The organism is Nocardioides sp. NPDC057772, assembly GCF_042798075.1.
Classification (GTDB): domain Bacteria; phylum Actinomycetota; class Actinomycetes; order Propionibacteriales; family Nocardioidaceae; genus Nocardioides.
In genome coordinates this window covers 1-11,557 of record NZ_JBHVKN010000165.1, presented here as the reverse complement: position 1 = coordinate 11,557, position 11,557 = coordinate 1, and the positions used below count along the sequence as shown (strand labels likewise).

Here is an 11,557-nt window from a genome sequence, read left to right as displayed (position 1 = left end):
CGAGTAACCGACGGAAACTCCCTGGACTACCCCGGCCGAGCAGAAGTTATCCACAGGCCCGGGTTATCGGGATGCAGAACATCTCGAGCGGGCGCACGCTCATGGCATGGTTCGACGGCGCCCGCAGTTCACGCCTTCGCCGCAATGGCGGCGGGGTGTGGAGCTGGTGCGCCCGGTGCGGGTCGACCCTTCAGGCGAGACCGGACCGACCGAGCGGCAGGCGCGGGGCCGGGGATGGCGCAGGAGCAGCCGGGGGCTCTACGTACCGGCTGGGGTTGATGGTGACCACGTGCAGCAGCGAGTGCTGGAGGCGGCGACCGCGGTGCCGGACGGCTACATCACTGGGTGGGCGACATTCGCTTGGTCGGGAGCTCACTGGTTCGACGGCACCGATCGCGCCGGCCGGCCGGTGCCGGTGCCGATCGTGGTCCATGAACACCGCCGAGACGATCAGCCCGGTTATGTGATCACGCAGGAGCGTCTCGCGCTCCGCCACTGTCGTGAGCTCGACGGGGTGCGCGGCACCGACCCCACGCGTTCGATTGCATTCGAGGCGCGCTATGCCCCGGACCTGGTCAGCGCCGTGGTCGCTCTCGACATGGCGATGACGACCGATCTGGTCTCGAAGGTCGAGGTCGCGGCCTATGCAGCCTCGCTCAACGGTTGGACCGGAGTCCCGCTGCTGCGCGAGGCCATTCCGTACGTCGTGGAGAACAGCTGGTCGCCGATGGAGTCTGAGATGCGGCTGGCCTGGGTGATCGAGCTCGGCGTCGGCCGGATCGCCTGCAATCAGCCGGTCTTCGACCTGGCCGGCAACCATGTCGGTACGCCCGATCTGCTCGACCTCGACGCGGGAGTAGTGGGGGAGTACGACGGCGCCCTCCATCTCGCCGGCAAACAGCGATCTCGGGATATCAAGCGTGAAGGAGACTTTCGCCGCCTTGGTCTCGAGTGCGTCACCATGGTCGCTGGTGATCGCCGCGACCCTTCGGACTTCCTGCAGCGTACGCACGATGCGAGGCGGCGCGCCCGGCACAGAGTCGGTCCGCGGCAGTGGACCATCACACCGCCGGCGTGGTGGACGCCGACCACGACCGTCGAGCAGCGTCGTGCACTGACGGCCGATCAGAGGTCTCGGTTCCTTCGGCGACGGTCGGCATGAGCCCGGCGCGGGGGTAGTCCAGGGAGTTCCCGTCGGTCTACCGGGCAGTAATGGACGGAAACTCCCTGGACTACCCACGCCCGGCCGGTCAACGCGCCGACCCCCACGGATGAGAGAGTCGTACCCATGAAGCTCGAGAAGACTGACGGCGCGCTCCTCCTGGTCATCGGGATCTGGACGATCGCGATCTGGACCAACTTCGGCCGCAACCTCGTCAAGACCGCCAAGGACCCGGAGCAGACCCGGCCCAAGCCCTATTACGTCGCCCACACGGTGCTCGTGGTCGTCGACGTCCTCCTCGGTGGCCTGCTGATCAAGCTCGGCGTGCAGCGGCTGCTGACCAGGGGATAGGTCGCTCAGGCGGAGTCGGCCGTGTCGAGGTGATCGACCAGCTCGGTGAGCTGGTCGCGCAGCGCGAGCGCCTCGTCACGGGTGATCCCCATGGACTCACCGAGCTGTTGCGGCACCCCGGAGACCTGCTCCTCCAGGGCCCTGCCGGCCTCGGTCAGGCTGACCAGCACCCGTCGCTCGTCGCCGGGGTCGCGTTCGCGACGAATGTGGCCGGCGGCCTCGAGTCGTTTGAGCAGGGGAGTCAGGGTGCCGGAGTCGAGCCGTAGGCGGTGGCCGAGCGAGGTCACGGTCAGCGGCTCGTCGGCCTCCCAGAGCACCAGCATCACCAGATACTGCGGATAGGTCAGCCCTGTTCCCCTGAGCAGCGTCACGTAGCGCTTCGTGACGGCTCGGGTCGCTGCGTACAAGGGGAAGCAGAGCTGCAGGTCGAGCGCAAGCTGCGGATAGGTACGTCCGGACACATCCATCAGTCTACTCCCTTGCGCGATTAAGTTGTGCACAATATAGTTGTGCACATGACACCGATCTACACAGCCACCGCAGTCAGCACCGGAGACGCCCGCAACGGCCACGTCCAGTCCTCCGACGGCCTCATCGACGCCGACGTCCGCATCCCCAAGGAGATGGGCGGCGCCGGCGGTGCCACCAACCCCGAGCAGCTTTTCGCCGCCGGCTACGCCGCCTGTTTCCACTCCGCGCTCAAGCTGGTCGCCGGCAAGGCGAAGGTCGACATGACCGACTCCGAGGTCGTCGCCGACGTCAGCATCGGCGAGAACGGCCAGGGTGGCTTCGGCCTCGCCGTGCAGCTCGAGGTCACCATCCCCGGTGCCGACGCCGCGACCGCTCAGCAGCTCGCCGAGCAGGCCCACCAGGTCTGCCCCTACTCCAACGCCACCCGCGGCAACATCGAGGTCAAGCTGACCGTCGCCTGAGCTGGTTCCTCCAGCCAGGCTCAGGACACCGCCTTGCCGAAGGAACACCCCCGCCTCGGCAAAATCAGAAGGGCCGCCCTCCCGAGAGGAGGACGGCCCTTTGGCAACCCGGAGGTCAGCCGAGGATCAGCGACTTGCGCAGGTCCTTGTTGAGCTGGGAGATCACGTCGAGCGGGATCTCCTTGGGGCAGGCCGAGGCGCACTCACCGATGTTGGTGCAGCCGCCGAAGCCCTCGGCGTCGTGCTGGGCGAGCATGGTCTGCACGCGGGAGTAGCGCTCCGGCTGACCCTGCGGCAGCTCACCGAGGTGGGTGATCTTCGCGCCGAGGAACAGCGACGCGGAGCCGTTGGGGCAGGCGGCGACGCAGGCGCCGCAGCCGATGCAGGTGGCCGTGTTGAACGCCCGCATGGCCTTGTCGCGCGGAGCCGGCACCGAGTTGGCCTCGGGGGCCGAGCCGGTGTTGGCCGAGATGTAGCCGCCGTTCTGGATGATGCGGTCGAACGCGGAGCGGTCGACGATCAGGTCCTTGACGATCGGGAACGACGCGGCGCGCCACGGCTCGATGGTGATCGTGTCGCCGTCCTTGAACGAGCGCATGTGCAGCTGGCAGGTCGTGGTGACCTCCGGGCCGTGCGCCTCGCCGTTGATCATCAGCGAACACATGCCGCAGATGCCCTCGCGACAGTCCGAGTCGAACGCGACCGGCTCCTCGTCGTTCTGCAGGAGCTGCTCGTTGAGCAGGTCGAGCATCTCGAGGAAGGACATGTCCTGCGAGACGCCGTCCAGCTCGTACGTCTTGAGCGCACCCTTCTCGGACGCGTTGGCCTGCCGCCAGATCTTGAGGGTGAGCTTCACTTGTACGACCTCTGCTTCATCTCGATGGCGGTGTAGATCAGGTCCTCCTTGTGGAGGATCGGGGCGCCGTCCTCGCCGCCGAACTCCCAGGCCGCGACGTAGGCGAACTCGTCGTCGTGGCGCAGCGCCTCGCCGTCCTCGGTCTGCGACTCGGCCCGGAAGTGGCCGCCGCACGACTCGCGCCGGTTGAGCGCGTCGATGCACATGAGCTCACCGAGCTCGATGAAGTCGGCCACGCGGCCGGCCTTCTCGAGGTCCTGGTTGAGGGAGTCGGCCGAACCGAGGACCTTGACGTTGGTCCAGAACTCCTTCTTGAGCTCGCGGATCAGGCCGATGGCCTTCTTGAGGCCCTCCTCGGTCCGCTCCATGCCGCAGTACTCCCACATGATCAGGCCGAGCTCCTTGTGGATGGACTCGACCGAGCGGGTGCCGTTGATCGACATGAACTTGTCGATCCGCTCCTGGACGGACTGCTTCGCCTCGACGACCGCGGGGTGGTCCTCGGAGATGGGCTCGAACGGCCCGTCGGCGAGGTATTCGCGGATCGTGTTGGGAAGCACGAAGTAGCCGTCGGCCAGACCCTGCATCAGCGCCGAGGCACCGAGGCGGTTCGCGCCGTGGTCGGAGAAGTTGGCCTCGCCGGTGCAGTACAGACCCGGGATGTTGGTCGACAGCTCGTAGTCGACCCACAGGCCGCCCATGACGTAGTGCACGGCGGGGTAGATCCGCATCGGCACCTCGTAGGGGTTCTCGCCGGTGATGCGCTCGTACATGTCGAGGAGGTTGTCGTACTTCTCCTCGATGGCGTCCTTGCCGAGGCGCTCGATCGCGGCACCCAGGTCGAGGTAGACGCCGCGGCGGAACTTCTTCACGGTGCCGTCGGGCTGGGTCTCCTCGACCTCAGGACCGACACCGCGACCCTCGTCGCACATGTACTTCGCGGCGCGCGAGGCGATGTCGCGGGGGACCAGGTTTCCGAAGGACGGGTAGATCCGCTCCAGGAAGTAGTCGCGGTCCTCCTCCGGGATGTCGCGCGGGTCCTTGGCGCAGTCCTCGGCGTTCTTGGGCACCCAGATGCGGCCGTCGTTACGCAGCGACTCCGACATCAGGGTCAGCTTCGACTGGTGGGCGCCGGTCACCGGGATGCAGGTCGGGTGGATCTGCGTGTAGCAGGGGTTGGCCATGTAGGCGCCCTTGCGGTGCGCACGCCACGTGGCGGTGACGTTGGAGCCCATCGCGTTGGTCGAGAGGTAGAAGACGTTGCCGTAGCCGCCGGTGGCGAGCACGACCACGTCGGCCAGGTGGGTCTCGATCTCGCCGGTGACCATGTCACGGGCGATGATGCCGCGGGCCTTGCCGTCGGCGACGATCAGCTCGAGCATCTCGTGACGCGTGAACTGCTCCACCGTGCCGGCCGCGACCTGGCGCTCCATGGCCTGGTAGGCGCCGATGAGGAGCTGCTGCCCCGTCTGGCCGCGGGCGTAGAACGTACGCGACACCTGCACGCCACCGAAGGAGCGGTTGTCGAGCAGGCCGCCGTACTCGCGGGCGAAGGGGACGCCCTGTGCCACGCACTGGTCGATGATGTTCACCGACTCCTCGGCGAGGCGGTAGACGTTGGACTCGCGGGCGCGGTAGTCGCCGCCCTTGACCGTGTCGTAGAAGAGTCGGTAGGCCGAGTCGCCATCGCCCTTGTAGTTCTTGGCGGCGTTGATGCCGCCCTGGGCGGCGATCGAGTGGGCGCGACGCGGGGAGTCCTGGTAGCAGAACGACTTCACGTTGTAGCCGGCCTCGCCGAGCGTGGCGGCGGCGGCGCCACCAGCCAGGCCGGTGCCGACGATGATGATCGACAGCTTGCGGCGGTTGGCCGGGTTGACCAGGCGGTTCTCGAACTTGCGGTTCGTCCAGCGCTCCGCGATCGGACCGGTCGGCGCCTTCGGGTCGACGAGCTTGTCGCCGAGCACGTAGTAGCCGGCGGCGTCGTCGGATTTCTGGACCGGGGCCTCGTTGGTCGGGGTGAGGCCGGGCAGGTAGTGGGTTCCAGCAGCCATGTGTCAGATGTCCTTACGAGATGACGCCGAAGACGGTGAACAGGGGGACCAGCGAGAAGCCGCCGGCGACCACGATCGCGACGACCCAGCCGGCGACGCGGGCCCTGGCACGCGACTCAGCGGTGTTGGTGAACCCGAGCGTCTGGATGGCGCTGAAGGTGCCGTGGTGCAGGTGGAACGCGAGCGCGAGCATCGCGAGCAGGTAGATGATCACCATCCACCACTGCTCCGGCTGGAAGGCGTTGATCAGCAGCTGGTAGGGGTTTTCGGTGACCTCAGGAGTCTGTCCGCCCGCACCCACGTTGATCTTCACGATGGTGAACTGGAGCAGGTGCCAGACGACGAAGAGGAACAGCGCCACGCCGCCCCAGCGCATGGTGCGCGAGGAGAGCGACGAAGCCTTGTTCTTCTTCACCGCGTACTTCACCGGGCGCTGCGAGTGGGCGCGCTTCGTGAGCGCCACCGCCGCGCCGACGTGCGCCACCAGCGAGACCAGCAGCACCACGCGAATGATCCAGAGGAGGCCGCCGTACGGCAGCATCGGCTCCCCGAACGTACGCAGGTGCTCGGCATACTCGTTGAAGGCCAGCTCGCCGCTGAACGCTTTGAGGTTGCCGTACATGTGCAGAAGCACAAACAGGATGAAGACGATGCCGCTGGCCGCCATAAGGAGCTTCAGGGCGATCGTCGAGCGCGTCGACCGCGCGCCTTTGATCAGAGTCGTGGTTGCCACGGCACGCACGCTACTACCCCTGATACCCGAACTTGCAGGCAGGGAGTATGTGACATTGTCGTCTCTGCGAGGACGGGCGGGGTTACTGGCGAGTATCGTAGGTGTGGGTTAGGCAAGCCTAACAGCAGGTCCCGCACCCTCGGGTGTGGCGGCGTGAGATTGTGAGGACCGGGCCTCGTTCATTGTGACCAGACGGGTCAAGAGCTCGTCGACGGCGTCGGTCCAGGGGCGGGTCGCGGCGAGCTCGCGACCGCGGTCGCCGAGCAGGCGGCGCCGGGGGTCGGAGACGACCGATGCGACCGCGTCGGCGAGCTCGCGGCTGCGGGCGGGGTCGTAGAGGACGCCGGTCTCCATGTGCTGGACGATCTCGGCGGCCGCGCCGGCACGCGGGGCGACCACCGGCACCGCGCTGGCCGCGGCCTCACGCAGGATGTGGCCGCATCCCTCCTCCTCGCCGGGGTGGACGAGCACGTCGAGCGAGGCCAGTGCGATGGCCAGGTCGCCGGTGCCGAGCGGCCCCGTCAGCTTGGCCTGCGGGACGCGCTGCTTGAGCCAGCTGCGCTGGGGTCCGTCGCCGATGATGACGAGGCGGATCCCGGGCACGGCGGTGAGCTCCGCGAGGCGGCGTACGCCATGGCTCTTGGCGAGGTTGCCCGCGTAACCGACCACGACCAGCGGGGTGGGTCGGGACTTCGCCTTGGACCAGCGGCCGTGGAGCCAGTTGTCGCGCAAGCTGGGGGAGAAGGCGGCCGTGTCGACCCCGGGCTCCCACACCTCGGCGGCGACGTCGATCGCGGCGAGCACGCGACGCAGCCACTCGCTTGTGACAAAGATCTCATCCGCGTACGCCGCGATCGAGGCGTTCCACGTGAGGGCCGCCTTGGGGGTGATCGGGGACTGCTGGACGACCAGCGTGGTCGCGTCGGCGGCGGTCGGGGAGGCCAGCGCCTTGCGGCCCAGGCGCCCCGGGTCGAAGCTGATCACGACGTCCGGCTGGAAGGACTCCAGGGCGCTGCGTACCTGGCGGCCGGTCTTGGCGATCGGCGAGACCCGGACGACCCGGCTGTTGCGGTAGACGGAGAGTCCGGGCCCGGGCGCGATGAAGCGCACCTCGTGACCCGACTCGATCATGCGGTCGGCGATGGCCTTCACCGTGGTTGTGACACCATCGATGGTAGGAAAGAAGCTCTCGGTGACCAGCGCCATCTTCATAGGACCAGCGTCCTGCCCGGGGGTGGCGAGAGCGCGACATGTGCGTTGATCTGGGATGAACCATCGGCACGACCAGTAGACGACCAGCGTGATGAGGACAATCTGTGGCGGTACCCAGTCGGGTCTGGACGCTTTCGGCAGCGATCGCGGTGGCTGGAGTCGTCGGGATGTCGGGTTGTGGGCATGCGCCGACCCAGCAGCCGTCCGGCAAGCGTGACTCGGCCCCGGCGGCGACGTCGACGCCGGCCTTCGAGATGCCGGTCGACAAGCCCAACCTGCTGATGGTCACCGTCGACGACCTCGCGACCGTCGACATGGACTACCTGCCGAGCGTGAAGAAGCTCGTCGGCGAGAGCGGGGTGACCTTCACCGACGCGGTCGCGCCGACTCCGATCTGCGTCCCGGCGCGGGCGTCGCTGCTCTCGGGGCAGTACGCCCACAACCACGGTGCGCACACCATCCACGGTCCCGAGGGTGGCTACCCGTCCTTCGACGACTCCGCGACGGTGGCCACCTCGCTGCAGGAGGCGGGCTACACCACGCTGTTCACCGGGAAGTACCTCAACGAGTACGGCCAGGAGGGCAGCGAGCGCGACATCCCTCCCGGCTGGGACGAGTGGCGCGCGACCATCGACCCGTCGACGTACAACTATCTGGGCGCGAAGTTCAACGTCAACGGGCGTGTGGTGAAGCCGAAGGGCTACTCGACGACCGTCATCACCCAGCAGGCGCAGGCGGCGCTGAAGGACGCACGGAAGAAGCCCGGAGCCGAGAAGAAGCCCTGGTTCCAGTGGGTCAACTACGTGGCGCCGCACATCGGCGGGCCGACGGAGAAGGGCGATCCCAAGCAGCGCTTCCCGGGCACCAAGGGCGCGATCGGCGTACCCGTGCCGGACGCGCAGGACCGGGACACGTACGCGGACAAGCCGATCCCGCCGCAACCCAACCTGTTCCCGGACAGGCGCAAGGAGTTCCCCAAGGGGTCGCCCTCGCGGAAGAACCCCTCGCAGATCGAGAAGGACGCCTACCGGCTCTCCTACCAGCGGCGGATCGAGTCGGCGCGCAGCCTGGACCGCAACATCGCCTCCCTGCTCGGCGGGCTGAAGAAGAGCGGCGAGCTGGCACGCACCCTGGTCGTCTTCACCTCCGACAACGGCTTCTCCAACGGCTACCACAACTTCAACGGCAAGCTCTGGTACTACGAGGAGTCGCTGCGCATCCCCGTGCTGATGAGCGGGCCTGGCGTACCGAAGGGCCGCGAGGTCGCGACCACGCTCACCAACCCGGACATCGCCACGACGCTCCTCTCGGCAGCCGGCGCCGAGAACCCGCACGAGCCCGACGGCATCGACATCCTGCCGTGGCTGCGCGCGCCCGAGCAGACCCGGGTCGTCCCGATCGAGGCGTGGCCGACCGCCGACGGCACCTCGCGGCTCTGGTCCGGCGTACGCGTGGGGCGGTGGACCTACGTCGAGCTGACCACCGGCGGCGTCGAGCTCTACGACCGCACCGCCGACCCCTACGAGATGAACAACCTCGCCGAGGACCCGGCCCATGCCGAGACGGTCTCGCAGCTGGCCGAGCTGACCGAGAAGTACCGCGACTGCGCCGGCGACAGCTGCCCTCGGGAGATGTACGCGGCCGACCGGCCGCTCGACCTCGCCGGCCTCTAAGCACGCCTGGCTGGAGCCCGATGTGGCAACCGCCCCGGATTGCCGCATCGCGTCACGGATATTTCATCTGTCTGCCGTGGTTTCGGGCTGCAGACGGACAATCACGCGCCACCTCGTTCGGATGGACTTGTCCAGACAAGTTCCCGGTGCCCGAGCACCGTGACCGAGACGAGGAGACCGATGATTCCCATCAGACGATCGGGGGGTGCGCGGCTTGCCGCAGGCGCCCTCGTGACTGTCGCGATCGCGGGTGGCGGCACCGTCGTCGCCCAGGAGCGCGCCGAGGCCGACGGCCCGGCCTTCGTGCTGGTCGACGAGCAGGTGCGGCTGCAGGACGCCCCCAGGCCCAAGGCCGCGGTCGGTGAGACCTTCCGCATCCCGGAGCCCGTTCCCACCGAGGAGAGCAGCTCCTTCCGGACCGGTGACTACGTCGTGTCGGTGACCTCGCCCGACGGCGTCACCGCGGAGATCTCCCCGACCGGCTCCGCGAGCGAGCCGGTCTACGAGTTCACCCCGCAGACCCCTGGTGACTACCGGATCAGCTACTCGGCCGTCGGCGAGAACGGCACCGTCGACTTCGAGGACTTCGACGTCGTCGCCGGGAACGACGCCGAGGTCGAGAAGGCCCGCGCCGAGGCCGCGCGGCGCACTGCCAACGACAACCAGCCGCAGGTGACCTTCGGGTCGATCGGCGACATCCACAACGAGTGGCGCGACCTGGACAAGGCCTTCGACCTCTACCATGCGCAGGACCTCGACGCGACGCTGTTCGTCGGCGACCTGACCAACGACGCCACCGCTGGCGAGTACGCCGGCCTGAAGGAGGTGCTCGACCGCCGTCTCGACGAGAACGGTGACGGCAAGGACGACATCTCCCTCGTCGCCGCGCTGGGCAACCACGACATCGGTTCGGGCATGACCGGCTACGACCTCTTCACCCAGTCGACCGGCGGCCAGCGCCCCAACGCCGACTACGTGATCAACGGCTACCACTTCATCACGGTCTCGCCCGGCTCCGGACAGCTCGACGAGGAGACCGGCCGGCCGACCCAGCGCAGCACCGGCAACTACGCCTACGCGCGCGACTGGCTCCACACTCGCATGGCCGCCGCGACCGCCGAGCACCCCGACCGTCCGGTGTTCGTGCTCGTGCACCACCCCCTCAAGTGCACGCACTACGTCTCGAACGAGTGGTACGGCGCCGGCCTCTCCGAAGGCTGCGGCGACACCTTCACGTCGGTCTTCGACAACTTCCCCCAGGCCGTCGTCTGGGGTGGGCACATCCACACGCCCAACAACATCTCCACCTCGATCTGGCAGGACGGCGGCTTCACGACCGTGAACGCCCCGCCGCTGGCGTACTTCGAGATGGAGAGCGGCGTCGACAACGACACCACGCCGAACGACGCGGGCGACAATGCGCAGACCGCGGTCGTCGAGGTCGCCGGAAGTGTCGTCAAGGTCAAGAACTACGACCTGCAGGCCGGCCAGTGGATCGACCAGACCTGGACGTGGGACGTCGAGGAAGCGATCAAGAACCCGCAGCGCAACTTCCCCTACACCGACCGGCGTGCGGCCAGGACCGCTGGTCCGAAGTGGCCCGCTGGTTCGGCGGTGACCGTGTCCGACATCAAGGAGGACACCGTGCAGGTGTCCTTCCCGCAGGCGAAGCCGGCTGCCAACGACGTCCAGGACATCGTGCACCTGTACCGCTACCAGGTCGTCGAGAAGGCGACCGGTGCGACCGTCGCCGACTTCAAGCAGTGGTCGGGCTTCTACATCCTGCCGCTGCCGGCCACTCGCGGTCACGCCATCCGCAACCTCGAGGGCGACACCGAGTACGAGGTGCGGGTCACGCCGTACAACACCTGGGGCAAGGCGGGCGGGTCGATCTCGACCAGCTTCAAGACCGCTCCGCCGCCGCCTCCGGTCGACCCGGCCGACTACCTCGTCTACCAGGACTTCGAGTCGGTGGCGCCTCACCTCCAGACCGGGGTCGAGCACAACATGCCGGCGAACGCCAACGTCCTCGGCTGGACCAAGACGACGCCCGCGGGCTGGACGATCACCAACTCGCCGGACATGCCCACCGGCACCAAGGAGATGAACGGCTGGTCGCTGATGACCAAGGCGTTCTGGCAGAACGGTGACGACCAGGACCGCAGCGGCTTCACGCTGGGTCGCAACGTCGTCGCTGTCGCCGACCCCGACGAGTGGGACGACGTCAACGACCCGGAGAGCCGTGGTCGCTTCGACTCGACGCTCAGCACACCGAGCGCGCCGATCCCGGCCGGGACCTCCCGTGTCTACCTCGCCTGGGACAACCACTACCGCGAGGAGGAGCCGCAGGAGGCAGAGGTCACCGTCGAGTTCGACACCGGCCAGAAGGTGCAGCTGGTCCACTGGACACCGGCCAACACCCCCGACCTCAGCCAGGGCAACAAGACCGTCAACCTGCCGGTCGACGTGCCGGCGGGCGCGACCTCGATGAAGGTCAACTTCCGGCTCTTCAACGCCATGAACGACTGGTACTGGGCCATCGACCACGTTCGACTCGACACCGAGCCGATCGCCTGACCCGCGGGAG

At 67.8% G+C, this 11,557-nt stretch carries 10 protein-coding genes; 5 read left to right on the top strand and 5 right to left on the bottom strand.

Features of this window, described 5'->3' with window-relative positions; all coding sequences use genetic code 11:
- Positions 1 to 106: 106 nt before the first annotated feature.
- Together ACFVJS_RS21430 and ACFVJS_RS21425 are read left to right on the top strand one after the other, a co-directional pair.
- Positions 107 to 1,162, top strand: coding sequence for a hypothetical protein (locus tag ACFVJS_RS21430; RefSeq protein ID WP_378884613.1), 1,056 nt, complete (start codon positions 107 to 109; stop codon positions 1,160 to 1,162).
- Between the two features lie 126 nt (positions 1,163 to 1,288).
- Positions 1,289 to 1,513, top strand: a complete 225-nt coding sequence (locus tag ACFVJS_RS21425; RefSeq protein WP_378884610.1) for an SCO4848 family membrane protein — start codon at positions 1,289 to 1,291, stop codon at positions 1,511 to 1,513.
- Positions 1,514 to 1,518: 5 nt separating this feature from the next.
- On the opposite strand, the gene ACFVJS_RS21420 is transcribed toward ACFVJS_RS21425, so the two are convergent.
- Positions 1,519 to 1,980: a MarR family winged helix-turn-helix transcriptional regulator gene (locus tag ACFVJS_RS21420; RefSeq protein ID WP_378884607.1), complete on the bottom strand. Its 462-nt coding sequence runs from the start codon at positions 1,978 to 1,980 to the stop codon at positions 1,519 to 1,521.
- 48 nt (positions 1,981 to 2,028) lie between these two features.
- On the opposite strand from ACFVJS_RS21420, the gene ACFVJS_RS21415 reads away from it, so the two are divergent.
- Entirely contained in the window at positions 2,029 to 2,445 is a 417-nt protein-coding gene (locus tag ACFVJS_RS21415; protein ID WP_378884604.1) for an organic hydroperoxide resistance protein, read from the top strand.
- A 115-nt stretch (positions 2,446 to 2,560) separates the two neighbouring features.
- Here ACFVJS_RS21415 and ACFVJS_RS21410 read toward each other — a convergent pair whose 3' ends face one another.
- The 4 genes from ACFVJS_RS21410 to ACFVJS_RS21395 all read right to left on the bottom strand — a co-directional run bounded on the left by ACFVJS_RS21410 (position 2,561) and on the right by ACFVJS_RS21395 (position 7,297).
- The gene (locus ACFVJS_RS21410; protein ID WP_165111806.1) at positions 2,561 to 3,301 is read right to left on the bottom strand and encodes a succinate dehydrogenase/fumarate reductase iron-sulfur subunit; all 741 of its coding nucleotides are present in this window, start codon (positions 3,299 to 3,301) and stop codon (positions 2,561 to 2,563) included.
- Positions 3,298 to 5,352: a fumarate reductase/succinate dehydrogenase flavoprotein subunit gene (locus ACFVJS_RS21405; RefSeq protein ID WP_378884601.1), complete on the bottom strand. Its 2,055-nt coding sequence runs from the start codon at positions 5,350 to 5,352 to the stop codon at positions 3,298 to 3,300. Before ACFVJS_RS21405 ends, ACFVJS_RS21410 begins: the two co-directional genes overlap by 4 nt.
- A gap of 13 nt (positions 5,353 to 5,365) precedes the next feature.
- Positions 5,366 to 6,085, bottom strand: a complete 720-nt coding sequence (locus ACFVJS_RS21400) for a succinate dehydrogenase cytochrome b subunit (protein WP_378884599.1) — start codon at positions 6,083 to 6,085, stop codon at positions 5,366 to 5,368.
- A gap of 108 nt (positions 6,086 to 6,193) precedes the next feature.
- Positions 6,194 to 7,297 carry a glycosyltransferase gene (locus ACFVJS_RS21395; protein ID WP_378884596.1) on the bottom strand — a complete coding sequence of 368 codons (1,104 nt, stop codon included), beginning with the start codon at positions 7,295 to 7,297 and terminating at the stop codon, positions 6,194 to 6,196.
- A 104-nt stretch (positions 7,298 to 7,401) separates the two neighbouring features.
- Between ACFVJS_RS21395 and ACFVJS_RS21390 the strand changes: the two genes are divergently transcribed.
- A complete protein-coding gene (locus ACFVJS_RS21390; RefSeq protein WP_378884593.1) occupies positions 7,402 to 8,970 on the top strand; it encodes a sulfatase in 1,569 nt (522 codons plus the stop codon).
- A 231-nt stretch (positions 8,971 to 9,201) separates the two neighbouring features.
- A complete protein-coding gene (locus ACFVJS_RS21385) occupies positions 9,202 to 11,547 on the top strand; it encodes a hypothetical protein (RefSeq protein ID WP_378884590.1) in 2,346 nt (781 codons plus the stop codon).
- Positions 11,548 to 11,557: the final 10 nt, after the last annotated feature.